At 64.5% G+C, this 22,649-nt stretch carries 25 protein-coding genes; 20 read left to right on the top strand and 5 right to left on the bottom strand.

All coding sequences use genetic code 11. The features are described from left to right. The first annotated feature begins 18 nt into the window (after positions 1–18). The 17 genes from AC6I9R_RS18325 to AC6I9R_RS18405 all read left to right on the top strand — a co-directional run bounded on the left by AC6I9R_RS18325 (position 19) and on the right by AC6I9R_RS18405 (position 15,463). Complete coding sequence (locus AC6I9R_RS18325; protein WP_461428891.1) at positions 19–459, top strand: tellurite resistance TerB family protein; 441 nt, start codon at positions 19–21, stop codon at positions 457–459. A gap of 24 nt (positions 460–483) precedes the next feature. Further along, on the top strand, positions 484–1,260 hold the full coding sequence (locus AC6I9R_RS18330; RefSeq protein WP_461428892.1) for a phosphate/phosphite/phosphonate ABC transporter substrate-binding protein: 777 nt from the start codon (positions 484–486) through the stop codon (positions 1,258–1,260). A gap of 95 nt (positions 1,261–1,355) precedes the next feature. Next, the gene (locus tag AC6I9R_RS18335; protein WP_461428893.1) at positions 1,356–2,135 is read left to right on the top strand and encodes an ABC transporter ATP-binding protein; all 780 of its coding nucleotides are present in this window, start codon (positions 1,356–1,358) and stop codon (positions 2,133–2,135) included. Between the two features lie 4 nt (positions 2,136–2,139). Beyond that, positions 2,140–2,895 carry a substrate-binding periplasmic protein gene (locus AC6I9R_RS18340; RefSeq protein WP_497862988.1) on the top strand — a complete coding sequence of 252 codons (756 nt, stop codon included), beginning with the start codon at positions 2,140–2,142 and terminating at the stop codon, positions 2,893–2,895. Between the two features lie 35 nt (positions 2,896–2,930). Beyond that, entirely contained in the window at positions 2,931–3,659 is a 729-nt protein-coding gene (locus AC6I9R_RS18345; protein WP_461428895.1) for a transporter substrate-binding domain-containing protein, read from the top strand. A gap of 337 nt (positions 3,660–3,996) precedes the next feature. Beyond that, positions 3,997–4,881 carry an ABC transporter permease gene (locus tag AC6I9R_RS18350; protein WP_461428896.1) on the top strand — a complete coding sequence of 295 codons (885 nt, stop codon included), beginning with the start codon at positions 3,997–3,999 and terminating at the stop codon, positions 4,879–4,881. A 130-nt stretch (positions 4,882–5,011) separates the two neighbouring features. Further along, positions 5,012–5,851 (top strand): ABC transporter permease, encoded by an 840-nt coding sequence (locus tag AC6I9R_RS18355; RefSeq protein WP_461428897.1) that lies wholly within the window; start codon positions 5,012–5,014, stop codon positions 5,849–5,851. A 74-nt stretch (positions 5,852–5,925) separates the two neighbouring features. After that, entirely contained in the window at positions 5,926–7,278 is a 1,353-nt protein-coding gene (locus tag AC6I9R_RS18360) for a glutamine synthetase family protein (RefSeq protein ID WP_461428898.1), read from the top strand. A gap of 134 nt (positions 7,279–7,412) precedes the next feature. After that, complete coding sequence (locus tag AC6I9R_RS18365) at positions 7,413–8,126, top strand: type 1 glutamine amidotransferase (RefSeq protein ID WP_461428899.1); 714 nt, start codon at positions 7,413–7,415, stop codon at positions 8,124–8,126. Beyond that, on the top strand, positions 8,123–9,484 hold the full coding sequence (locus AC6I9R_RS18370) for a glutamine synthetase family protein (RefSeq protein WP_461428900.1): 1,362 nt from the start codon (positions 8,123–8,125) through the stop codon (positions 9,482–9,484). Before AC6I9R_RS18365 ends, AC6I9R_RS18370 begins: the two co-directional genes overlap by 4 nt. Beyond that, entirely contained in the window at positions 9,477–9,668 is a 192-nt protein-coding gene (locus tag AC6I9R_RS18375; protein ID WP_461428901.1) for a hypothetical protein, read from the top strand. The genes AC6I9R_RS18370 and AC6I9R_RS18375 overlap by 8 nt, the downstream gene beginning before the upstream one ends. Beyond that, positions 9,665–9,961: a hypothetical protein gene (locus AC6I9R_RS18380; protein WP_461428902.1), complete on the top strand. Its 297-nt coding sequence runs from the start codon at positions 9,665–9,667 to the stop codon at positions 9,959–9,961. Before AC6I9R_RS18375 ends, AC6I9R_RS18380 begins: the two co-directional genes overlap by 4 nt. Further along, positions 9,958–11,253: an NAD(P)/FAD-dependent oxidoreductase gene (locus AC6I9R_RS18385; protein WP_461428903.1), complete on the top strand. Its 1,296-nt coding sequence runs from the start codon at positions 9,958–9,960 to the stop codon at positions 11,251–11,253. The genes AC6I9R_RS18380 and AC6I9R_RS18385 overlap by 4 nt, the downstream gene beginning before the upstream one ends. A 105-nt stretch (positions 11,254–11,358) precedes the next feature. Continuing rightward, positions 11,359–12,567, top strand: a complete 1,209-nt coding sequence (locus AC6I9R_RS18390; RefSeq protein WP_461428904.1) for a DegT/DnrJ/EryC1/StrS family aminotransferase — start codon at positions 11,359–11,361, stop codon at positions 12,565–12,567. A 31-nt stretch (positions 12,568–12,598) separates the two neighbouring features. After that, positions 12,599–13,498, top strand: a complete 900-nt coding sequence (locus AC6I9R_RS18395) for an aminotransferase class IV (RefSeq protein WP_461428905.1) — start codon at positions 12,599–12,601, stop codon at positions 13,496–13,498. A 46-nt stretch (positions 13,499–13,544) separates the two neighbouring features. Continuing rightward, complete coding sequence (locus AC6I9R_RS18400) at positions 13,545–14,906, top strand: aminotransferase (protein ID WP_461428906.1); 1,362 nt, start codon at positions 13,545–13,547, stop codon at positions 14,904–14,906. After that, positions 14,903–15,463 carry a GNAT family N-acetyltransferase gene (locus AC6I9R_RS18405; protein WP_461428907.1) on the top strand — a complete coding sequence of 187 codons (561 nt, stop codon included), beginning with the start codon at positions 14,903–14,905 and terminating at the stop codon, positions 15,461–15,463. The genes AC6I9R_RS18400 and AC6I9R_RS18405 overlap by 4 nt, the downstream gene beginning before the upstream one ends. On the opposite strand, the gene AC6I9R_RS18410 is transcribed toward AC6I9R_RS18405, so the two are convergent. Together AC6I9R_RS18410 and phaR are read right to left on the bottom strand one after the other, a co-directional pair. Then, positions 15,449–15,775, bottom strand: coding sequence for a hypothetical protein (locus AC6I9R_RS18410; RefSeq protein WP_461428908.1), 327 nt, complete (start codon positions 15,773–15,775; stop codon positions 15,449–15,451). The two genes, AC6I9R_RS18405 and AC6I9R_RS18410, sit on opposite strands and share 15 nt — an antisense overlap. A 5-nt stretch (positions 15,776–15,780) precedes the next feature. Beyond that, entirely contained in the window at positions 15,781–16,329 is a 549-nt protein-coding gene (gene phaR, locus AC6I9R_RS18415; RefSeq protein WP_461428909.1) for a polyhydroxyalkanoate synthesis repressor PhaR, read from the bottom strand. A gap of 143 nt (positions 16,330–16,472) precedes the next feature. Here phaR and AC6I9R_RS18420 point away from each other — a divergent pair, with 143 nt between their 5' ends. Next, positions 16,473–16,913, top strand: a complete 441-nt coding sequence (locus AC6I9R_RS18420; protein ID WP_461428910.1) for a GNAT family N-acetyltransferase — start codon at positions 16,473–16,475, stop codon at positions 16,911–16,913. A 130-nt stretch (positions 16,914–17,043) separates the two neighbouring features. Here the strand turns inward: AC6I9R_RS18420 and AC6I9R_RS18425 are convergent, their stop codons facing one another. Then, entirely contained in the window at positions 17,044–17,499 is a 456-nt protein-coding gene (locus AC6I9R_RS18425; RefSeq protein WP_461428911.1) for a phasin family protein, read from the bottom strand. A gap of 134 nt (positions 17,500–17,633) precedes the next feature. Beyond that, entirely contained in the window at positions 17,634–19,388 is a 1,755-nt protein-coding gene (locus tag AC6I9R_RS18430) for a PHA/PHB synthase family protein (protein ID WP_461429030.1), read from the bottom strand. Between the two features lie 194 nt (positions 19,389–19,582). On the opposite strand from AC6I9R_RS18430, the gene phaZ reads away from it, so the two are divergent. Continuing rightward, the gene (gene phaZ / locus AC6I9R_RS18435; protein WP_461428912.1) at positions 19,583–20,881 is read left to right on the top strand and encodes a polyhydroxyalkanoate depolymerase; all 1,299 of its coding nucleotides are present in this window, start codon (positions 19,583–19,585) and stop codon (positions 20,879–20,881) included. Positions 20,882–20,886: 5 nt separating this feature from the next. Further along, a complete protein-coding gene (locus AC6I9R_RS18440; protein WP_461428913.1) occupies positions 20,887–21,453 on the top strand; it encodes a DUF6151 family protein in 567 nt (188 codons plus the stop codon). 61 nt (positions 21,454–21,514) lie between these two features. Here the strand turns inward: AC6I9R_RS18440 and AC6I9R_RS18445 are convergent, their stop codons facing one another. Then, on the bottom strand, positions 21,515–22,645 hold the full coding sequence (locus tag AC6I9R_RS18445) for a cobalamin-independent methionine synthase II family protein (RefSeq protein ID WP_461428914.1): 1,131 nt from the start codon (positions 22,643–22,645) through the stop codon (positions 21,515–21,517). Positions 22,646–22,649 lie beyond the last annotated feature (4 nt).

Raw genomic sequence — 22,649 nt, forward strand, 5'->3', positions numbered from 1 at the left:
AGCCCTTATATCACTTCCATGATTGCAGATATCCTCAAACGCCTCTCCGCGCCCGCCCCCGAACCCCTGACCCCCGCCGACGCGCGTCTGGCGCTGGCCGCCCTTCTGGTGCGCATCGCGCGCTCCGATGGCGACTATGCCGCGGTCGAGATTTCGCGCATCGACGCGCTTCTGGCCGACCGCTACGGGTTGTTGCCGGGCCAGGCCAAGACCCTGCGCGCCCAGGCCGAAGCGCTGGAGGCCCAGGCGCCGGACACGGTCCGCTTCACCCGCGCCATCAAGGATGCCGTCGACCATGACGACCGCCTCGATGTGGTCGAGGCGCTTTGGCACGTGGTCCTGGCCGATGGCGAACGCGACGAGGATGAGGACGCGCTGATGCGCCTTGTGGCACCGATGCTCGGGATCAACGACCGCGACAGCAATCTGGCCCGCCAGCGGGTTGAGGCAAACCTCTAACACCCCGCCGGGTAAGGCCTTTTCATGCTCGCCACCCTGCCGATGTACCTGCGTGCCGAGACGCGGGCCGCCCACGATGCGCTCTGGGTCCTGACCCGCGATGCCCTGCGCGATCATGGCCACGCGGCACCCGATGCGCTCGATCACACCACGCCGCACCACACCACCTGGACCCGGCCGGATCTTCTGCTGGGGCAGATCTGCAATCTGCCCTACCGCGCCCTTGCCCACGCCGCGACGCAGCGCATCGGCACATGCAACTACGGCCTGCAGGACTGTGCGCCGGGCCACTACTTTTCCCACTTCGTCATCCGCGCCGACGACCCGCGCGCGGTGCCCGCCGCCTTCGCCACCGCGCGCCTGGCAGTCAACGAAGTCGACAGCCACTCCGGCTGGGGCGCGGCCTGGACCTACGCCCGCGCCCAGGGCTTTGCCTTCACCAACGCCATCCTCACCGGCTCCCACAGCGCCTCGGCCCGCGCCATCGCCGAAGGCCGGGCCGACATCGCCGCCATCGACGCGATCAGCTGGCAGCTGATCCAGCGCTATGATCCTGCTGCGCGCCACCTCCGCGTCATTGCCCGCACCGCGGCCTCTCCCGGGCAGACGCTGATCACCGCCAAAACCAACGACCCCGCCCCTCTGCGCCGCGCCGTCGCCCAAGCGCTCACCGCCCTGCCGCGCGCGCATCAGGACACGCTTCTGCTGCGTACGATCACCGACTTGCCGGACGCCGCCTATTTTGATCTTCCCCTGCCCGATCCCGCGCCAATCGCTCAAATCCAGCCCAAAATCGCCTGATCTGCCCGCTTTCCCTTGCGGAAGCGGCACCTTGACCGTTGCAATCGCGCGCCGCTTCGGCACAACTCTCCCGAACATTTTAGGGAACTGCCCCCGTGACCAACGCCACCCCTCCCGTGATCGAGATCACTGGCCTGCACAAAAGCTTCGGCGCGCTGGAGGTGCTGAAAGGCGTTGATCTGACCGCGCGGGCGGGCGACGTCGTGGCGCTGATCGGCTCGTCGGGCTCGGGCAAATCCACGCTCCTGCGCTGCGCCAATCTTCTGGAGGACAGCCAGCAGGGCGAGATCATATTTGAGGGCGATCCGATCCGCTGGAAGGGCACAGGCCACGCCCGTCGCCCCGCCGATGCAGAACAAATCCGCCTGATCCGCACCAACCTGTCGATGGTGTTCCAAAGCTTCAACCTCTGGTCGCACATGACGATCCTGCAAAACGTCATGGAGGCGCCGGTCACGGTTCTGGGCGAAGAAAAGGCGCTTGTCGAAGATCGCGCCCGCGCCCTTCTCGACAAGGTCGGCATCGGCGCGAAATGCGACGCCTGGCCGTCCGAGCTGTCGGGCGGCCAACAGCAGCGCGCCGCCATCGCCCGCGCGCTCTGCATGGAGCCGCGCGCGCTTTTGTTTGATGAGCCGACCTCGGCCCTCGATCCAGAGCTGGAGCAGGAAGTGATCCAGGTCATCCGCGGTCTGGCCGAGGAGGGCCGCACGATGATTCTCGTGACCCACGACATGCGCATGGCCCGCGATCTCTCGACCCACACGATCTTCCTGCACCAGGGCCTTATCGAGGAACAGGGCCCCCCCGCGCAGCTCTTCGGCCATGCCGAAAGCGCCCGTCTGCGTCAGTTCCTTAGCCACTCCGGCACCGGGTGACGCGATGCGGGCCGTTGTCCTTGCGCTTCTTTGTGCCTCTGCCGTGCCGGCCACAGCCCAACAGGTGGTCATCGGCACCTCCGCCTCCTACCCGCCGATTATCATCCACGACGGCGCTGCCCCGGTCAGCGGCCTTGAGGGCGATCTGATGGCGCAGATCTGCGCCCGCGCGGCATGGAGCTGCACCTGGGAATTCATGCCCTTCGACATGATCTTCGCCGCCCTTGAAGCGGGCCGCATCGACATCGCCGCCAATTCCCTTGGCCACACAGCCGAACGGGCCGCGCGGGTCCATATGACCTGCCCCTACCGCCCCATTGCGCCCGGCGACATGCGCGGCACGTTCTTCACCCTCGACCCTTCGCACGCCCCCCGCTCGGGCCCGATTGCCGTGCTGCGCGGGACGATCCACCACACGGCCCTGGTCGAAGCCGGGCTGGACGCGCGGCTTTTTTCCGAGGATCGGGCGGCGCTCGACGCCGTTCTGGCGGGCGATCTTCCAGCCTATTTCGGCCCGGCCCCGGCGGTGGAAAACCACCCCTCCGCCCCGTCATTTGCGCGCGCGGGCGAGATGGAGATCCAAAGCGGCGGCACCGCCCTGGCCGTATCCCCCCACCGCCCCGACCTTGCCGACGCCCTTGCGATCCAGCTCGTGGCCCTGTCGCGCGACGGGACAATCACCGCACTGACCCGCCAGTGGATCGGCGAGGGCGTAGACGACCCAATCGCACTGTGCGAAACAAGCCCACCGATAAGCTAAACGACCCAAAGACTAACCAACGGGAGAGACCCAAAATGAAAAAACTGATCCTTGCCACCACCGCCCTGACGCTCACCGCAGGCATGGCCCTGGCCGATGGCCACTCCGTCGTGCGCATGGGCACCGAAGGCGCCTATGAGCCCTATAACTTCATCAACGACGCCGGCGAAGTCGACGGGTTCGAGCGCGACCTGGGCGATGAGCTGTGCGCCCGAGCCGAGCTGACCTGCGAGTGGGTGACCAACGATTGGGACAGCATCATCCCCAACCTCACCTCCGGCAACTACGACACCATCATCGCGGGCATGTCGATCACCGACGAGCGTGACGAAGTCATCGACTTCACCCAGGCCTACTACCCGCCCTCGGCCTCGCTGTTCATGGGCACCGATGAGGATATGTCCCTCGACGGCGCGGTGATCGCGGCCCAGACCAACACGATCCAGGCGGGCCACGTCGCCTCGCTGGAAGGCGTGACCCTGGTCGAATTCGCCACCCCCGATGAGACCGTCGCCGCCGTACGCAACGGCGAAGCCGATGCGGTCCTGGCCGACAGCGACTTCCTGCTGCAGATCGCGGCCGATGACGCCGACCTGATGATCGTGATGGATCCCGTGCCCCTGGGCGGCGGCATCGGCATGGGCCTGCGCGAAGGCGACGAGCTGATCGCGACGTTCGACGCGGCGATCACCTCGATGAAGGAAGACGGCACGCTCAACGCGCTGATCGTCGAGTGGTTCGGCGACGACGCCGCAACCTGGTAAAGCGGTGACGGAACCCTGGAAGCGCGGGCTGCTGAAAGCCTGGCTCGCGCTTTCACTCCTTTGGGCGGTGGCTTTCACCCTTTTCGTTGTCGTGGGCTCTCTCGGAGTGTTCGAGAATGCACCACGTTGGCAGACTAGGGGCATTGCTACCGCAACCATACTGCTATTTGCGCTTCCCCTCGCCGCCCTGCCACCGCTGCTTATCCTCGCCTTGGGATCGCTTATCGTCTGGATCATCGACCGCTACACCTCCCGTACCGCCGACGAGTAAACGCCACCGCTCCCCCCTTCATCTTGCCAAATACAACTCAACCCTTAGGCCCGCCACAAACACCCCATGTTCAGCTTCTGTGAAGACCCCTCCACCCTCGCCACCTTCCAATGGTTCAGCTGCTACCTGACCAATGGCGTGCATATGCTGTTCTACCAAAGCTTCCTGACGGTCGCCCTGCTGCTCGCCATCGCGGCCCCCCTGTCACTGGCAATGGGTTTTGCCGCGGCCACCGCCTCGCGCGCCCGCACGTTGCCCCTGCGCCTGATCGGCAAGGGCTACACGTCGATGGTCCGCGGCATCCCCGACATCGTTTTCTTCCTGTTCTTCGTCCTCGTCCTGGATCAGGGCATCGAGTTCATCCGCCACACCATCGCCTGTCCCGATTGGGACGAGCCAATCCGCCAGGGCGCCAACTTCCTGGTCTGCGACGCCGCCCGCACGCCCCAGGGCAACGCCCCGCAATGGGTGCACGAGGCCTATAACTTCAGCCTCGCCGCCTTCACCTATGCCATTGTTTTCGGAGCCTTTTGCGGAAATGTCCTCTTTGGCGCCATGAACGCCGTGCCCAAACCCCAGCTGGAAACCGCGGCCGCCTACGGCATGTCCCAGCGCCAGATCTTCTGGCGCATCCTGGTGCCGCAGATGTGGGTCTACGCGCTGCCGGGCCTCAGCAACATCTGGATGATCCTGATCAAGGCGACGCCGCTTCTGTTCCTTCTGGGGATTGAGGATATCGTCTACTGGGCCCGCGAAATCGGCGGCTCGCGCAATTCCCGTTTCGCCTACCCGCACCCCGATTGGCGCTTCTGGTACTTCCTGGGTCTCCTGATCTTCTACCTCGCCTTCACCCGCGTATCCGAAATCGTGCTCGCCCGCCTCACCCGCCGCCTGTCGCGCGGGCAAGCCACCGCAGGCGGCATGGCGCAACGTGCGGAGGCCCCGACATGAGCCTCCTCATCATTTTCCATCACCCCACCCCCATTTCCCCGTTCTCCAAATATCCCGGGGGGCAAGGGGGCAGAGCCCCCAAAGGGGCGGGTGGGTGGGCCCACCCGCCCCTACAAAAAAGAACGCACCCATGAGCTGCGCGGAAACCATCCAATCCTACGCCCTGCGCTCGCTCGGCATCGGCGAGCGGGCGCTGCCCCAGGGCGAGGTCACGCTCTGCGAACAGATCGTCCTCATCGGCTCGGGCATGATCTGGAACGTCTACTTCGGCGTGCTCGCCCTGTCGCTCGGGTTCTTCTTCGCCGTCTCACTCGCCGTGGCCAAAGCCTCGCCCCGGCGCCTCCTGCGCAAACCGGCCGAATGGTTCATCTTCCTCTTCCGCGGCTCGCCGCTCTTCATCCAGTTCTTCATGGCCTACGAGGCCTTCGTCATGCTGCCGCGCCTCGGCTATGAGTTCGAGCTCTTCGGCATAGCGATCGAGGCAGAGACCCGCTGGCTCGCCCGCGCCTGGCTCGGCGCTTTGATCGTGCTGTTCCTCAACACCTCCGCCTATGCCGCCGAGATCTTCTACGGCGCGCTGCGCTCAGTGCCCAAGGGCGATCTGGAAGCAGCCGACGCCTATGGCCTCACCGGTTGGAAGAAGTTCCGCCGCATCATTTTTCCCACCACAATGCGCCTGGCCTGGCCCGCCTATACCAACGAGGCGATCTTCATGTTCCACGCCACGGCACTTGTCTTTTTCAGCTCTTTCCCCGCGTTCCAACAACGCGGCGACGCGCTTTATTACGCGTCCTATTTCGCAGATCGAACCTATAACCCGTTTATCCCCTACCCCATCGTGGCGGTCTATTTCGTCATCCTGACCCTCTGCGTGATCACCCTCTTCGGGCTGATCAACCGCCGCCTGAACCGGCATCTGCCGTCCGACCAACGCCGCCGCCTGCGCATCCGCCCCAACCTCATCCGATAGCAAACGCCGCTTGCGAGGCCCCGCGCACGGGCGTATGGCGAATGCAGCGCAACCCTTCTCAACCCGTGTGTCCCATGACCGCTTCCCAGTCGCCCGCCGACTACCTCCACGACAACCCGCAAATCAAATCCATCCGCATGGTCGCCTCTGACCTCAACGGCCAGGCGCGGGGCAAACGCATCGCCCGCCGCTTCGCGGGCAAGGCGATCAAGGACGGCACGCGGTTCCCCTATTCCGTCCTCAACCTCGACATCTGGGGCGAAGATATCGACGACAGCCCCCTGGTGTTTGAGGCGGGCGATCCCGACGGCATCCTCTATCCGACCGAGCGCGGGCTCGTCCCGGTGCCCTGGCTCGACACGCCCACAGCGATCCTGCCGATCTGGATGTTCCACGACGATGGCACGCCCTACATGGGCGACCCGCGCCACGCGCTCGCCCGCGTGGTCGACCGCTACAGGGCCCGCGGCCTGACGCCCGTCGTCGCCACCGAGCTGGAATTCTACATAATCGATGACCGCGGCCGCGAATTGCGCGTGCCGCCCTCGCCCCGCTCCGGCATCCGTCGCCAACAGGCCGAGATCCTGGCGCTGCGCCAGCTCGATGCGTTTGATACCTTCCTCACCGCGCTCTATGACGCCTGCGAGGCGATGGACATCCCCGCCGATACGATGATCTCGGAAGCGGGCCCCGGCCAGTTCGAGATCAACATGGACCACCAACCGGATGCCCTGAAAGCCGCCGACGACGCCTGGCTCTTCAAGGTGCTGACCCGCGGCCTCGCCCGCTCCCACGGCTTCGCGGCCAGCTTCATGGCCAAACCCTACCCCGACTATGCGGGCAACGGGTTGCACACCCACTTCTCCGTCCTCGACCAGGACGGGCAGAACATCTTCGACAACGACACGGCGGAAGGCTCCCAAACCCTGCACCACGCCATCGCCGGATGCCTCCAGGCGATGCCCGGCTCCATGCTGATCTTCGCCCCCCATGCCACGTCCTACGACCGCTTCGTGGAAGGCGCCCATGCGCCGACCGCCGCCGCCTGGGCCTACGAGAACCGCACCACCGCGCTGCGCATCCCCGCCGGAAACCCCGCCGCGCGCCGCATCGAACACCGCGTGGCGGGCGGCGATATCAACCCCTACCTCTTCCTCGCCGCCGTCCTGGGCGCGGCACTCGACGGGATCGAACAGGGCCAAGCCCCCGCGCCGGCCATCACCGGCAGCGCCTATGGCGCCGATCTGCCGCAACTCCCGCTCACCTGGGCCGACGCCATCGACGCCTTCGACCAAAGCCCCGAGATCGCGCGCATCTTCGCCCCCGAATTGCGCGAGACCCTCCTGGCCACCAAACGCCAGGAACTGCGCTACATGGCCGAGCTGTCGCCCGAGGAACAACAGGAACTCTACCTCGACACGGTCTGACCGCCACGCCCCACCGCCGCCGCCAAGACCCGCTCCCCCTCATTCCCCGTTCTTAAAATATCCCGGGGGGCTTGGGGGGCTGGCCCCCCAAATGCTACATCATTGCCACGACACCTCCGCCCGAAAGGCACCCCATGCACCTCGGCATCCTGCAAACCGGCCACGTCCCCGCTGAAGTCGCCGCCACCGACGGCCCCTATGGCACGCTCTTTGCCAACCTCTTCGCGCACCGGGGCTACACCCAAACGCTCTGGTCCGTGGTCGACGGTGAATTCCCCGACAGCGTGCATGCCGCCGATGCCTGGCTGGTGACCGGCTCCAAACACGGCGCCTATGAGGATCACGCCTGGATCCCGCCGCTGGAGGCATTCATCCGCGCGATCCGCGATGCCGACATCCCCCTTGTCGGCTCTTGCTTCGGGCACCAGATCATCGCCCAGGCCCTGGGCGGCACGGTCGAAAAGTTCGAGAACGGCTGGTCCGTCGGCCACACGGAATACAAGGTCGGCGAGCGCAGTCTGGCGCTGAATGCCTGGCACCAGGATCAGGTCACGCGGCTGCCTAAGGGTGCGACGGTCCATGCCACCTCGGACTTCTGCGCCAATGCGATCATCGCCATTGGCCCGCGCATCCTCAGCACGCAGCCGCATCCTGAGTTTGAAAACTCGGTGATCGAAACCCTCATTTCCATCAAAGGCGACCTCGTGGAGCCCGACCGCGTCGCGCAGGCACAAAAGCAGCTGACCCAGCCCAACGACAACCGGCTGATCGCCGATTGGCTGGCCGATGTGCTGGAAGGCGCGGACGCGACGCAGCCGCCCGCCTTTGCGCGAAAGGCCTCCGCATGATCCCGCCCGAGTTCCACGCCAAACTGCCCGACATCGCCCGCGCCTACCTGGACGGGCGCACGCTGGATGAGGTGGAATGCATCGTGTCCGACCTGGCAGGCGTGGCGCGGGGCAAGGCGATGCCCGGCGCGAAGTTCGCGCGCCAGGCGCAATTCTATCTGCCAAACTCGATCTTTTTCCAAACCATTACAGGGGATTGGGCCGACGACGTGGGCGATGGCTTCACCGAGCCCGACATGACCCTGACCCCTGATTTTGACACCGCGCTCCCCGCGCCCTGGACCGCCGATTGGACGCTTCAGGTGATCCACGACATCCATGACCAGAACGGCGACCCGGTCAGCTTTGCGCCGCGCAATGTCCTCAAACGCTTGGTCGACCTCTATAACGCGCGGGGCTGGAAACCGATCGTGGCGCCCGAGATGGAGTTCTACCTGGTCGCCCCCAACACCGACCCCGCGCGCGAGATCGAGCCGCCGATGGGACGCTCGGGCAGGCGCGCCGCCGCGCGGCAGGCGTATTCGATGTCTGCGGTGGACGAATACGGCCAAGTCATTGACGACATTTACGATTTCGCCGACGCCATGGGGCTTGAGATTGACGGCATCCTGCAAGAAGGCGGCGCGGGGCAGATCGAGTTGAACCTGCGCCACGGCGATCCGGTGAAACTGGCTGACGAGATGTTCTACTTCAAACGGATGATCCGAGAGGCCGCGCTGCGCCACGACATGTACGCGACGTTCATGGCAAAACCCATCGCCGGAGAGCCCGGCAGCGCCATGCACATCCACCATTCCGTCGTGGATGCGAACACGGGGCAAAACATCTTCTCGGACCCAAGCGGCGCCGAGACGCCCGCGTTCCTGCATTTCATCGGCGGCATGCAGCGCCACATGCCCGCCGTGATCGCGCTGCTGGCCCCTTACGTGAACAGCTACCGCCGCTATGTGCCTGATTTCGCAGCGCCTATTAACCTGGAATGGGGGCGGGATAACCGCACCACGGGGCTGCGCGTGCCGGTCAGCGACGCCAGCGCACGGCGGGTCGAAAACCGCCTGCCGGGGATGGATTGCAACCCCTATCTGGGCATCGCCGCGAGCCTTGCGACGGGCTATCTGGGCCTGATGGAGGGCGAAGGCCCCTCCGACGAATTCAAGGGCGACGCCTATTCCGCCGAGTCCGGCGTGCCCCGCGGATTGGGCGACGCGCTGGGGCTATTGGAGACGAACCTGGGCGTGCAGCAGGTGCTGGGGGAAGACTTCTGCCGCGTCTATACCGCCGTCAAGCAATTGGAATATAATGAGTTTCTCCATGTCATCAGCCCCTGGGAACGGGAGCATTTGTTGCTGAATGTCTGAGCCGCAGACAAAACGCTGGTGGGCCGTAACCCTGGGCATTCCCGTCCTGGGCCTGGCGCTGGTCTATGAGATCAACAGCGCCCGCAGCGACGTCGTCGACCCGCGCGAGGCCATAGCCGCCATCGCGCAAAGCGCGATTTGGGAGACGACGGGCGACGGCGGACGGCGGGGCACGGCCCCATGAGGCGCGCAGTGCCCGGCTCGCTCCGCTGGTGGCAGGACACGGCCCTGATCACGCTGGCGGGCGTGGCGCTGGCGGTGTGGCTCTGGGACGGTTGGCCGTTTGCATTCGTCTGGATCGATACCGCCGTGGCCGATCCGCCTCAGGTGGATCTGGGCGATTACTTCGACGCGGGCTGCCTGACAGCCGAGAACCTGCGCGCGATGGCCGAGGGGCAAGCCACCCGCGTGCGCTGCCCCGATACGCGCGTCCTTGAAACGGTCGACGGCCCGCCGCAAAACAGGCTGTTCCCATGAGCGCGCTTTATCGCAACGACCGCCCCGGCCACCACGCGCCGTCTGTCTATGCGGCGGAACTGGAGACGCCGGATCACAGGCCGCTGACCGGGTCCGTGAAGGCCGATGTGGCCGTGATCGGCGCCGGGTTCACCGGGCTTTGGGCGGCGCTGACCCTCGCCGAGGCGGGGCGGTCTGTGGTGGTTCTGGATGCGCACCGCGTGGGCTTCGGCGCCTCGGGGCGCAACGGCGGGCAGGTGCATTCGGGGTTCAACATGGGGCAGCGGAAGCTGGAAGAGCGCTTGGGCCGCGACCGCGCCCGGGCGCTGTGGGATCTGGCGGAGGAGGGCAAGGCGCAACTGCGCGCGGTCTGCGACGCCGCGCCCGAGACGCATTATCGCCCAGGCATCGCCCATGGCGAATATTCCGCGCTGGACCTCGCCGATGCGCGGTTCGAGGTGGAGCATATGGCGCGCCACTACGACGTTGACATCGAGGTCATGGGCCAGGCCGCCTTCGCCGATCTGGTCAAAGCACCCGCCTATGTGGGCGGCACGTTGGACGAAAGCGGCGGGCATTTGCAGCCAATGGCCTATGCCATGGCGCTTCTGCGCCGGGCCGAAGCGGCGGGCGCCGTGATCCATGGGCGGACCGAGGTGACAGAGGTCGTGCTTGGCACCCGCGCGGTCCTTCACACCCCGCGCGGGCGCGTCGATGCGGGCCATGTGATCGTGGCGGGCAACGGGTATCTGCCAAATATCCTGCCGCAAGTGAACCGGCGGGTGATGCCGATTAACTCTTTCATCGCCGCGACCGAGCCCCTGCCCGAGCGTTGGCAAGAGGTTCTGGCCCGCGATATCGCGGTGGCCGACAGCAAGTTCGTGGTGAATTACTACCGCTTCGACCACGCGAAACGGTTCCTGTTCGGCGGGCGCGAAAGCTATGGGATCGGCTTTCCAAGCGACATCAAGACCGCGCTTGTGGCGCGGATGGAGCGGCTGTTTCCGCAGCTCGCGGGCGTGCGGGTGGATTATGTTTGGGGCGGGTCCCTGGGCATCACGCCGCCGCGCCTGCCCCATGTGGCGCGGGTGGCGCCCAACGTGCTGTCGGGGGCCGGATTCTCGGGCCAGGGTGTCGCGTTGAGCGGTATGGCGGGCCGGGTGATGGCCGAGGCGGTTCTGGGCCAGGACAACGGCGTGACCACGTTTGAGGCCCTGAAAATCCCTGCGTTTCCAGGGGGAACGGCGCTGCGCGCGCCGATCCTGACCCTCGCGATGTCGTGGTTCGCGTTGCGCGACCGCATCGGTTTTTAGGCGAAATTCCGTCAGATCCGGCCAGCCGCGCGGTTGTCACTTTTCTGTGACCTCCTTCTGACTTAATAAGCAAAACAAAATGTCAGATTTTGAAATGGTGAATCTATGAACGTCTCATCCGCTCCGAATGTCTATGATGCCGAGCCTATCCCCGCAGCCGCCCGCGCCGAGATCGACCGGTTGCTGCAAAGCGGTGACCTGTTCCGCTACACCGCGCCGGAAGACGCGCCCGTGGCCCTGTTGGAGCGTGAATTCGCCGCGATGATGGGCGTGAAATACGCCCTCGCAGTCTCCAGCTGCTCCGCCGCGCTGTTCCTGTCGCTGGAGGCCCTGGGCCTGCCCAAGGGCGCGAAGATCATGATCCCCGCGTTTACCTTTGCCGCGGTGCCTTCATCGATTGTTCATGCGGGCATGCAGCCGGTCCTGTGCGAAGTGGCCGAGAACTACCGCGTGGATATGGTTGATTTCATGGCGAAATTGCCCGGCGTCGATGCGGTATTGATCAGCCACATGCGCGGCCATACCTCGGACATGGACGCGATTGCGGCGGCCTGTGAGGCGGCGGGCGTGCCGCTGATCGAGGACGCGGCGCATTCGCTGGGGACCGAATGGCACGGACGCAAGATCGGTACGATCGGGCGCGTCGGGTGCTTCAGTTTCCAGTCCTACAAGCTGGTGAACGCGGGCGAAGGCGGCATTCTGATCACCGATGACGCGGATCTGGTGGCGCGCGCCGTGATCATGTCGGGCGCCTATGAGCATACCTGGAAAAAGCACAAGGGCGCGGGGCTGGAGGCGGCCTTTGCGCGCTGGCAGAACCAGCTGCCGCTCTACAATCTGCGGATGCAGAACCTGAGCGCCGCCGTCATCCGCCCGCAACTGGGCGAAGTGGCCCGCCGGGTGCGCGACGGGCGTGCGAACCACGATTATGTGGCGGGCCAGCTGAACACCTCGACCTGGCTGACGGTGCCCGACCCGCTGGGGCCGGAAGAACGCGCGCCGGATTCGATCCAGTTCAACCTGCAGGGGTTCGACAGTGACGCCGAGGCGCGCGCCTTTGCCGATGCCGCCTCCGCGCGCGGAGTGAAGGTGCAGATCTTCGGGCTGTCGACGGACAACGCCCGCGCGTTCTGGAATTGGCAGTTCATCCCCGGTGAGGTGCCCGATCTGCCCCAGACCCGCGCCATGCTGATGCGCGCTTGCGACGTGCGCCTGCCCGCGCGGCTGACCCGCGAAGATCTAGATTACATCGCAGGAGCGCTTCTGGCCGCCGCCGATGAGGTGAAAGCCGAGCAGCGCGCCTACGGCACTTGAACCGCCGCGGGGCCTGGGCCACCCTCGCCCGATGAGCGATTTATCAAACGGCGCGGCCTGGATAGAGGGCCGTGTGATCCCGATCTCCGACGCCGCGATCCCGGTCACCGACTGGGGTGTGACGCATTCGGACATCGCCTATGACGTGGTGCCGGTCTGGCAAGGCGCGTTCTTCCGGCTGGACGATTACGTGACGCGGTTCATGGCCTCGGTCGCTGCGTTGCGGATGGACATCGACCGGGACGCGGATGGCGTGAAAGCGGCGCTGGCGCAGATGGTCGCGGCCAGCGGGTTGCAGGACGCCTACGTTGCCATGGTCGCGGCGCGCGGGCGCAACCCGGTGCCGGGATCGCGCGACCCCAGGGATTGTGCGAACCACTTCTACGCCTGGGCCGTGCCCTATGTGCATATCGTGAAGCCGGAGGCGGCGATGGCGGGCACGTCGGTGTGGGTGGCCAAACGGGTGCGGCGCATTCCGGCCGATAGCGTTGATCCTAAAGTGAAAAACTACCATTGGGGCGACTTCACCGGCGGGCTGTTCGAGGCCAAGGACAACGGGTTCGAGACGGTCCTGCTGCTGGATCACGAGGGGAATGTGACCGAGGGGCCGGGGTTCAACGTGTTTGCGGTCTTCGGCGACCGGATCGTGACGTCGGACCACGGGGTGTTGCACGGAATCTCTCGCAAGACCGTGTTGGAGATGGCGGTAGAGGCGGGCTTGCGGGTAGAGACGCGGGCCCTGCCGCTGGACGAATTTCTGGAGGCCGATGAGGTGTTCCTGTCGTCGTCCGGCGGCGGCGTGATCCCGGTTGCGCGGGTGGATGAGCGCCGGTTCTCCAATGGCGCGGTGGGGCCCGTCGCTTTGGACCTGCGGGCGCGGTATTTTGACTGGATCACCCGGCCCGAGCACCGGACCCAGATCGCCTATTGAGAGGCGCCCGGCGCGGGCGTAGCGTGGGGCGGAACGGAGGTCCCACATGAACACGCATCAGCCCAATTCCTGGGAGGCCCGGGCCGAGGAATTCTCGCTTTACGGCTTCACCGATCTGCCCTCGGTCAAGGAGCGGGGGACGGTTGTCGTAACCCATGGCGAGGGGCCGTATATCTTTGATACGAATGGGAAAAAGTACCTGGATTCCAATTCGGGTCTTTGGAACATGGTGGCGGGATTTGACCACAAGGGCCTGGCCGAGGCCGCCAAGGCGCAATACGACCGCTTCCCCGGCTACCACGCGTTTTTCGGGCGGATGTCGGACCAGACGGTTGAGCTTTCGGAGCGGTTGATTGACGTCTCGCCCTGGGACCGGGGGAAGGTCTTCTACACGAACTCGGGCTCTGAGGCGAATGACACCATGGTTAAGATGCTGTGGTTCATGGGCCGCGCGGAAGGGGCGCCGGGGAAGCGCAAGATCCTGACGCGGGGCAATGCGTATCACGGGGTGACGGCGGTGGCCGCCTCGATGACCGCGAAGCCTTACAATGAGGTGTTCGGGCTGCCGATGGAGGGGTTCATCCACCTGACCTGCCCGCACTATTGGCGCGAGGGGCGCGCGGGGGAGAGTGAGGCGGACTTCACGGCGCGGCTGGCGGCGGAATTGGAAGACGTCATCGCGCGCGAGGGGGCTGAGACGATTGCGGGGTTCTTTGCGGAGCCGGTGCTTGGTGCGGGCGGGGTGATCCCGCCGCCCGAGGGGTATTTTCAGGCGATGCAGGCGGTGCTTCGGAAGCACGGGATTCCGTTGATTTCCGACGAGGTGATCTGCGGGTTCGGGCGCACGGGGAACACCTGGGGGTGTGAGACCTATGACTTCGTGCCGGACGCCATCATCTCCTCCAAGGCCTTGACGGCAGGGTATTTTCCCATGGGTGCGGTGATGTTGGGGCCGGAGATGACGGACCGGTTGCAGGCCGCGATTGACCCGATTGAGGAGTTCCCCCACGGCTTCACCGCCTCGGGCCATCCGGTGGGCTGCGCGGTGGCGTTGAAGGCCATCGACGTGGTGCTGGACGAGGGGCTGTTGGACCGCGTGCGCGCGGGGGCGGGACGGATGGAGGCAGGTTTGTCCGAAGTCGCAAAGCACCCCAACATCGGCGAGTTGCGCGGCGTGGGATACATGTGGGCGCTGGAGGCGGTGCGCGAGGCGAAGGTGCCGTTTGAGGGGCATTTGTCCGTCAGCGAGCGGATCGCCAACACCTGCACGGACCACGGGTTGATCTGCCGCCCGCTGGGGCAATCGGTGGTGCTGTGCCCGGCGTTCACGCTGACGGACGGGCAGATGGACGAGATGTGCGAGAAGCTCGATGCCGCGTTGCGGCAAGTGTTTTCAGAGATCACATGAGCGACGCCCGCGCGCTGCCCGGTGGCTTTGACGTCATCCCGCTGGAGAGCGAGAGCTTGCACCTGCGCCCAATGGGTGCGGGGGATTTCGCGGCCCTGACGATGGCCGCCAGCGACCCTGGGATCTGGGCCGGGCATCCGTCTACGGACCGCTATAAGCCAGAGGTGTTTCGCCCGTATTTTGAGGCGCTTCTGGCCGCCGGGGGCACCTTGATTGCGCAAGGCCCTGACGGGCAAGCCATTGGAATGTCGCGCTATTATGCCTCTGCCGATGCGCCTGGGGGGATTGGGATTGGCTTTACGTTTCTGGTGCGCGCCCACTGGGGCGGGCAGACGAATTTCGAGATGAAGCGCCTGATGCTTGACCATTTGTTTGGGGCGGTGGAGGAGGCGTGGTTTCACATCGCACCCACAAACATCCGGTCGCAGAAGGCGACGGGCAAACTGGGGGCTGAGCGGATGGATGACCGGGTTCTGGACCTGGGGACGGGGCCCGCGGATTGGGTGCGGATGCGCCTGACGCGGCCGCAATGGCAGGCGCGTTTAGCGAGCCGATAGCACCGCTTGGCAGCGATCATGGGCGGCGACGACGCGGTCCATTTCGTAGAAATGGTCCGGGTTGGACGGCTGATCGACGGCGGACATGGTGCCCGCGGCGGCCGCCAGGCGGGCAGCGGCGGCGGCACGCTCGGACGCGCTGGGGGCCGTTTCACAGAGCGAAAAATCCGCCATCGCCGCCTGGTAGGGGCTGGCATCCTCGGCCCTATCGCCAAAACCACCGCCGCCAAAAAGCGGCGCCAGGATCGAACAGGAGGCGGTCGTGGAAACCACGAGAGCGGCGGAGAGAACGGCGGTCAGACTACGGGGCACGGCAATCACATCTTACTGAGTTTGTTCTGTAATTCTGCAAGCTGACGCTTGATGGCGTCAAGCTCTTCCGCCGGGGCGGTGTCGCCCTCGGGCGGATCAGCGTCGCCGGATTGCGCGCCCATGCCGCCGGTCATGGCGTTGAAAAACGCCTGTTGCTGCGCGCGCATCGCCTCAAACCCGGGCATGGAGGCCATGGGGTGGATGGCGGCCATATTGTCCATCATCTTGGATTGGCCCTGCTGCAACATCTCGAAGCTGGAGGCCAGGAATTCGGGCACCACCGACTGGGCCTGGGTCGTGTAGCTGCGCACCAGATCGGTCAGCACGGCAATCGGCAGCACCGATTCCCCGCGCGATTCGTGGTCGGCCACGATCTGCAGAAGGTATTGCCGCGTCAGGTCATCGCCGGATTTCAGATCGACGATCTGCACTTCGCGCCCGTCGCGGATGAAGCCCGCGATATCCTCCAGCGTCACGTAATCAGAGGTTTCCGTGTTATACAGCCTACGGCTGGCATAGCGCTTGATGAGAAGCGGCTGGGGTGTGTCGGTCATCGCGCTGGCCCTCCTCTGACGCCCTCACACGGGCTTTTGCGGTGCAGCATTGGTAGCCTACGCTGCTTGTGCAGAAAAGCAAACGGGCGTTTTCTTTCAACAGATCGAGCCGGTGCAGAAATCTTCTAAAAGAAAGTGATGCGATGGAGTTTGAAACTGAAAGACTTAGGGTCCGCCCCTGGTCCAGCGCCCATTCCAGTGAGGCCTTGGCCGCGGTTCTGACACCTGCGGTTCTGGCGCCTTTGCCGCCGCCGTTGCAGAAGATGGATCCAGAGGCCTGGATCGCTGAGCGCCTGGCCGAAAGCGATGTCTATGCGGTGGAGGCCGAGGGGCGTTTGATTGGGGTGATGCTGCTGGCGCCGTTGGAGGTGCCGCATCTGGGCTACCTGTTGGCAGAGCACGCCTGGGGCAAGGGCTATGCCACGGAACTGGTGCGCGGCGTGGCGGCCGCGATCCCCGGCGGCGCGCTGAGGGCGGGTGTGGCGCGGGACAATCCGGCTTCCATCCGGGTGCTGGAGAAGGCGGGGTTCACCCCGTGCGATGCGGGGCCAGAACGGCTGATGTTTGAGTTGACCCGCCCGTGACACAGCAAAAAAGGCGGACCGAAGTTCATCGATCCGCCTTTTCAAAGGTCCGCGACGGTCCGGTGGGGAGGGCCCCGCCGTCGCGGTATGAGAAAGCCTTCGCGCCTATGGAGGCAGACGCGATCCGCGCTTACTTGGCGGTTGCGGCTTTCTTGGCAGCGGTCGTCACGTCAGCGGTTGCTTTCTTGACGGCGGCGGTTGCTTCCTCGGACGCTTCTTTGCCGGCAGCCATCATCAGCTCGACCGTTTCCATCTGCACTTTTTTCGCGATCTCGGCGAAGGCAGCCATGTTCTCGGCGGCCATCTCGGCCTGAGCGGAGGCGAAGTCGGTCATGGATTTGGTGTAGTCGGCGGGCTCGTCCTTGGCAGCGGAGACGTCGCCAACTTTGGCGATGGTGTCTTTGGTCCACTTGGAGGAAATCTCGGTGGATTTCTCAGCGGCTTCGAGAACCACTTTGGACATCTTCTCGGACACGGCGGCCTGAGTTTTGAACGCGTCGTTCATGGCGGACATGTCCATGGGGAACGATGCCATCATTTCGGTCATGTACTTCGAGAAGTCGGGGGTTGCAGCTGCTTTAGCCATTGGAAGTCTCCGGTTTGTGTTACCCGTGTCGGGCGGTGTGTTGATGAGGGATATATGAATGCTGCAGTGCAGAAAGTCAATGCTTTTTCTGCACTGCAGCATAAATCACCCTCAAACCGGAAAGGCCAATAATATCAGTGTTCTTTGCCCTCTTTGACGTAGGTGCCGGGGGCCGGTGCCAGAATGTCGCGCCCCCCCTGGCCTGGTGCACGTGCAGCAATCTGCGCGCCAGAGCGCTTGGAAAGCCAGGCGTCCCAGCGGGGCCACCATGACCCTTCGTGGTAATCGGCCCCCTCCAGCCAGGCCGGGGCGTCACCTTTGACGTCGGGGTTGGTGAAGTGGCCGTATTTCTTTTTCGACGGCGGGTTCACGATGCCCGCGATGTGGCCCGACTCCGACAGGATGAAGGTCTTGTTGCGCGAGCCCATCTTGGTCACGCCCCGGAAGCAATCGACCCATGGGGCAATATGGTCCGTCTTGCAGGCCACGGCGCAGAGCGGCACGGTCACGTCCTTGAGCGACAGGCTTTCGCCGCACAGTTCAAACCCGTCATCCGCCAGAAGGTTCCCCTGACACAGGCCGCGCAGATATTGCTTGGTCATCTTGCCGGGCAGGTTCGTGCTGTCGCCGTTCCAGTAGAGCAGGTCGAAGGCGGGCGGCGCCTCGCCCATCATGTAGGAACGCACGGCGGGGCCATAGATTAGATCCTTAGAGCGCAGGAACGACATGGTCTTGGACATGAAGTAGCTGTTGAGCACGCCGTCCTGATCGATCTGGCGTTCGATGGCATCGACGAAATCGTCCTGCAGGAAAGGCGTGAACTCTCCCTGCTGCGAGAAGTCGGTGAGGGTGGTGAAGAAGGTGGCCGATTTGATCGACTTGTCGCCGCGCTTTTTCATCAGCGCGAGGGTCAGATTGAGCGTGGTGCCCGCGATGCAATAGCCCACCGCGTTGACTTGCTTTTCGCCGGTGATTTCCTTCACCTGGTTGACGGCGGTCAGGTAGCCATCCTCGATGTAATCCTCCAGCCCGATGTCGGCATAGGTTTCATCGGGGTTCTTCCAGCTGACCACGAACAGGGTGTAGCCCTGATCGACCGCCCATTTGATCAGGCTGTTTTGCGGTTTGAGATCAAGGATATAGAACTTGTTGATCCAAGGCGGGAAGATCACCAGCGGGGTCTTGTGGACCGTTTCGGTGGTCGGGGCGTATTGGATCAGCTCCATCATGTGGTTGCGGTAGACGACGCTGCCCACCGAGGTGCCGATATTGGTGCCGACCTCGAACGCCTCGGGATCGGCGAGGGTTGGCAGAAGCTCTCCGCCATGGGCTTCGATGTCGCGCACCAGGTTTTCCAGCCCGTGGACGAGGCTTTCGCCTTCCGTCTCGACGGCCTTTTCCAGGGCATCGGGGTTGGTGGCAAAGTAGTTGGTGGGCGAGAACAGCTCGATCACCTGCGAGGCGAAGAATTCGACGCGCTGCTTGTCCTTGTCCTCCAGCCCCTCCAGCTCGGACACCGCTTTGCGGATCGCGTCCGAGCCCATGACGTATTGGTGGCGCACGAAGTTGAAATAGGGATGGGTGCGCCAAAGCGGGTTGGCGAAGCGTTTGTCGTCGGGCAGGTCGTCGTCATCCACAAGCGGCATCTTCCCGGTGGTGATCGCGTCCTGCATCTCCATGAACTGGGTCATGGCCTGGGCCCAGTATTGTGTCTGCTGTTCCAGAAGCTTGGTCGGGTTGGCGATGGCGTCGGCCCAATAGGCCGCGCCCGCCTTCATGTAGAGATCTTGGCTGGGACCGGAGAGGCCCTGATCGGCCGGCGTGCGCTGGCCCATCGCGGCCACAAGGCGCTTGGACAACCCCTCAACTTTGGCGAGGTTTGCGTTCATTCTGGCAAGGGCTTCCGCGCCGTCGGGGGCTGTTGCCTCCGCGTTAACTTCTTTGTCGGACTTATCTGGCACCTTGATTTCCCCGGCTCAATGCTGCATCTGCATAATGACTATGTTTACGGGGACCAGGGTGAGGCGGTCCACGCGACGAAATGATCCGGGCCGTATGGCTGGGACCGACGCTTGGAGTACTTATGCGACAGCTTCTCACCTATGACCTAATGGAATCGCTACGGGTTACCAACCAATGGATGGGCGCCTCAGCCCGCGCGATGTGCAGCTACCCCCAGTTGGGCCTTGCTGCGAACCCCTTCATCCAGCTGACAGCCGCCTGGGGCGAAGTGACGGAACGCAGCTTTGCGCGCATGGCCGCCAAGCCCGATTGGGGCATCACGTCGATCCCCGGCACCGATGGCCGCGACCATGTCATCAGCATCGAGACGGTGGTGGAGCGTCCGTTCGGCGACCTGATCCGCTTTGACGTTCAGGGGCGCGAGCCCACAGGCCGCAAGATCCTGCTGGTCGCGCCGATGTCAGGCCACTACGCGACGCTGCTGCGCAAAACGGTGCTGTCGCTGCTGCCCGATGCCGACGTCTACATCACCGATTGGCACAACGCGCGCGACATTCCTGTCAGCGTGGGCAAGTTCGATATCGAGGATTACACCCATTACCTGGTCGACTTCATGCGCGAGATGGGGCCCGACACCAACGTGATCGCCGTGTGCCAGCCCGCGCCCCTGGCGCTGGCCGCCACGGCCTATCTGGCCGAGGAAGACCCCAAGGCACAGCCGCGCACGCTGACCCTGATCGGCGGGCCGATTGACCCCGACGCCGCCGCCACCGACGTGACCGACTTCGGGCGTCGCGTGACCATGGGGCATCTGGAAAAGTTCGTCATTCAGCGCGTCGGCTTCAAATACGCGGGCGCGGGGCGTCTGGTCTATCCCGGCATCCAACAGCTCGCCTCGTTCATGGCGATGAACGCCGAGACCCACGCGAAGGCGTTCAGCGACCAGGTCGTTGCCGTCTCGAAGGGGGAGGCCAGCGACCACGACAAGCACAACGTGTTCTACGATGAATACCTGGCTGTTATGGACATGACGTCCGAGTTCTACCTGACGACCGTGGAGCGGATCTTCAAGAACCGCGAGATTGCCAAGAACATCTTCGTGGTGGACGGCAAGCAGGTGGATATCGGCAAGATCACCACGGTGGCCGTGAAGACGGTTGAAGGCGGCAAGGACGACATCTCGGCCCCCGGCCAATGCGTCGCCGCTTTGGACATGTTGACGGGCCTGCCGGACGCCAAGAAGGCGTCGTACCTGGAGCCCGAGGCCGGGCACTATGGCATCTTCGCGGGCAAGTCCTGGCGCAACAATATCCGGCCCCTTGTGCTGGAATTCATCGACGCCAACGCGGGCGACAAAACCGCCAAGCGCGCGAAGCCGACGCTGGTCGAAGACCCGCCCGTCGACAACGTCGCGGTCTAGCCGCCTTGGCCGCCGCGACAGCCCTGCCATGGTCGTGCCGGTGCGGGGCGGTCCATGGCGTACTGGCGGTGGAACACGGCTCGGGAACCCCGATCATCTGCCACTGCGACAGCTGCGTGCGGGCACAGCGCCACTTCGGCGTGGAGGCGAACCAGGCCGAGGGCGTCGCCCTTTTCCAGACCACGCCGGACCGGTTCTCCATTGAGGCAGGCGCCGAACATTTGGGCCTCGCCCGGCTATCGCCCAAGGGCACCTATCGATGGTTCACGCGGTGCTGCAATACGCAGCTTGGTGTCTCGTCCACCACGCCGAAGTTCGCCTTCTTCAGCCCCATCCAGACGATCTTTGCGGACGCAAAACCACTGGGTCGCGTCCGCACCCATACCTTCGTGCCGCAACCCGGCGGGGCCGACAAGAACAAGCGTCTGGCGCCTGCGGTCGTGGCGCTTTTGGCGCGCAGCGTGGCAGCGCTTGTGTCTGGCCGGTGGCGCGAAACGCCGTTCTTCGACAGCGCCACGGGGCAGCCGGTGGCAACGCCCGAGGTCTTGCCCCGTGACGCCGGGCGCGGCTAGCACTTACCTTTAAGCGATATACTCACAGGCTTATCCACAGAAATGGCCGGGATTCCTTGACTTATCCCCGCGTATTGGCCAGGGCTGTGCCTTGCGACAGCGCCTCCAATTTGGCGTAGGCGATGCTGGGATCAACGGCGCCGAACCCGGCGAATGTGCCGAACCCGCAGTCACTTCCCGCGATCACCCGGTCGGCCCCGACGATGTTCGTGAACTTGGCAATACGCTCGGCCACGAGTTCGGGATGCTCCACGAAATTGGTCGTCGTATCGACGACGCCGGGCACCAGGATCTTGTCATCGGGGATCTCACCGGCGCGGTCGCGGAACGTGGTCCATTCGTGGGCATGGCGGGGGTTCGACGTCTCGAACAACAGCTGGTTAGCGCCCACCGACATGAAGGTGGAAAACACCGTATCCATCGGCACGTCGCAGACGTGCGGCCCCTCGTAGTTGCCCCAGCAGATGTGGACGCGCACGCGGGCCGGGTCGATGCCTGTCAGCGCGTGGTTCAGCGCCTCGACATGGCTGTTGGCGATCTTGAGGAACTCGTCATCGCTCAGATCATTGAACAGCATGTGGCGGCTCAGCGCGAGGTCGGGGCAGTCGAGTTGCAGCAAGAGGCCCGCATCGACGATGGTGCGATATTCCTCGGCCATGGCATCGGCAAGTGCGGCCAGATAGGCGTCGCGCGTGGGGTAGAAATCGTTCTGCAGGAACAGCGAAATCACGCCCGGCGAGGCGGCGTTCATGAATCCCTCAGCCGCGCCGTGTTTGGCCATGGCGGCCTTGAGATTGTCGATGTCTTTCTGAAGCTCTCCCTGGCCTTTCGACCGCACCTCTCCGGTACACATGGGGCGCGCGTATTGCGGCGTGCCGCCGTCGTCGGCCAGCCGCTTCAGGAACGAGGGGAACTTCTTCAGATCCGCCGGCGCATTGCGCGGGCTGTCGCCGGAAAAGCCGGTGTAGCGGTCCTTCACATAGGTCGCGTAGGAGATCTTCGACGTCTCGCCATCCGAGACGATATCGACGCCTGCCGCCACCTGTTTGGCCACGGTGTCGTCCACCGCCGCCGTCATGGCCGCATCAAAGGCGGCGGGGTCGTAGGCTTCCGCATTCTCGCGGGCGAAGATGAAATCCACGACCTCTTGGGTGCGGGGCAGAGAGCCGACGTGGGTGGTTTTGATCGTCATATCA

This window comes from Gymnodinialimonas sp. (assembly GCF_059726805.1).

What these genes read in the sequence shown, in the direction of transcription:
- AC6I9R_RS18325 (WP_461428891.1), top strand. Translation starts at nt 19, where the DNA reads ATGATTGCAGATATCCTCAAACGCCTCTCCGCGCCCGCCCCCGAACCC.
- AC6I9R_RS18330 (WP_461428892.1), top strand. Translation starts at nt 484, where the DNA reads ATGCTCGCCACCCTGCCGATGTACCTGCGTGCCGAGACGCGGGCCGCC.
- AC6I9R_RS18340 (WP_497862988.1), top strand. Translation starts at nt 2,140, where the DNA reads ATGCGGGCCGTTGTCCTTGCGCTTCTTTGTGCCTCTGCCGTGCCGGCC.
- AC6I9R_RS18345 (WP_461428895.1), top strand. Translation starts at nt 2,931, where the DNA reads ATGAAAAAACTGATCCTTGCCACCACCGCCCTGACGCTCACCGCAGGC.
- AC6I9R_RS18350 (WP_461428896.1), top strand. Translation starts at nt 3,997, where the DNA reads ATGTTCAGCTTCTGTGAAGACCCCTCCACCCTCGCCACCTTCCAATGG.
- AC6I9R_RS18355 (WP_461428897.1), top strand. Translation starts at nt 5,012, where the DNA reads ATGAGCTGCGCGGAAACCATCCAATCCTACGCCCTGCGCTCGCTCGGC.
- AC6I9R_RS18360 (WP_461428898.1), top strand. Translation starts at nt 5,926, where the DNA reads ATGACCGCTTCCCAGTCGCCCGCCGACTACCTCCACGACAACCCGCAA.
- AC6I9R_RS18365 (WP_461428899.1), top strand. Translation starts at nt 7,413, where the DNA reads ATGCACCTCGGCATCCTGCAAACCGGCCACGTCCCCGCTGAAGTCGCC.
- AC6I9R_RS18370 (WP_461428900.1), top strand. Translation starts at nt 8,123, where the DNA reads ATGATCCCGCCCGAGTTCCACGCCAAACTGCCCGACATCGCCCGCGCC.
- AC6I9R_RS18375 (WP_461428901.1), top strand. Translation starts at nt 9,477, where the DNA reads ATGTCTGAGCCGCAGACAAAACGCTGGTGGGCCGTAACCCTGGGCATT.
- AC6I9R_RS18380 (WP_461428902.1), top strand. Translation starts at nt 9,665, where the DNA reads ATGAGGCGCGCAGTGCCCGGCTCGCTCCGCTGGTGGCAGGACACGGCC.
- AC6I9R_RS18385 (WP_461428903.1), top strand. Translation starts at nt 9,958, where the DNA reads ATGAGCGCGCTTTATCGCAACGACCGCCCCGGCCACCACGCGCCGTCT.
- AC6I9R_RS18390 (WP_461428904.1), top strand. Translation starts at nt 11,359, where the DNA reads ATGAACGTCTCATCCGCTCCGAATGTCTATGATGCCGAGCCTATCCCC.
- AC6I9R_RS18395 (WP_461428905.1), top strand. Translation starts at nt 12,599, where the DNA reads ATGAGCGATTTATCAAACGGCGCGGCCTGGATAGAGGGCCGTGTGATC.
- AC6I9R_RS18400 (WP_461428906.1), top strand. Translation starts at nt 13,545, where the DNA reads ATGAACACGCATCAGCCCAATTCCTGGGAGGCCCGGGCCGAGGAATTC.
- AC6I9R_RS18405 (WP_461428907.1), top strand. Translation starts at nt 14,903, where the DNA reads ATGAGCGACGCCCGCGCGCTGCCCGGTGGCTTTGACGTCATCCCGCTG.
- phaR (WP_461428909.1), bottom strand. Translation starts at nt 16,329, where the DNA reads ATGACCGACACACCCCAGCCGCTTCTCATCAAGCGCTATGCCAGCCGT.
- AC6I9R_RS18420 (WP_461428910.1), top strand. Translation starts at nt 16,473, where the DNA reads ATGGAGTTTGAAACTGAAAGACTTAGGGTCCGCCCCTGGTCCAGCGCC.
- AC6I9R_RS18425 (WP_461428911.1), bottom strand. Translation starts at nt 17,499, where the DNA reads ATGGCTAAAGCAGCTGCAACCCCCGACTTCTCGAAGTACATGACCGAA.
- AC6I9R_RS18430 (WP_461429030.1), bottom strand. Translation starts at nt 19,388, where the DNA reads ATGAACGCAAACCTCGCCAAAGTTGAGGGGTTGTCCAAGCGCCTTGTG.
- phaZ (WP_461428912.1), top strand. Translation starts at nt 19,583, where the DNA reads ATGCGACAGCTTCTCACCTATGACCTAATGGAATCGCTACGGGTTACC.
- AC6I9R_RS18445 (WP_461428914.1), bottom strand. Translation starts at nt 22,645, where the DNA reads ATGACGATCAAAACCACCCACGTCGGCTCTCTGCCCCGCACCCAAGAG.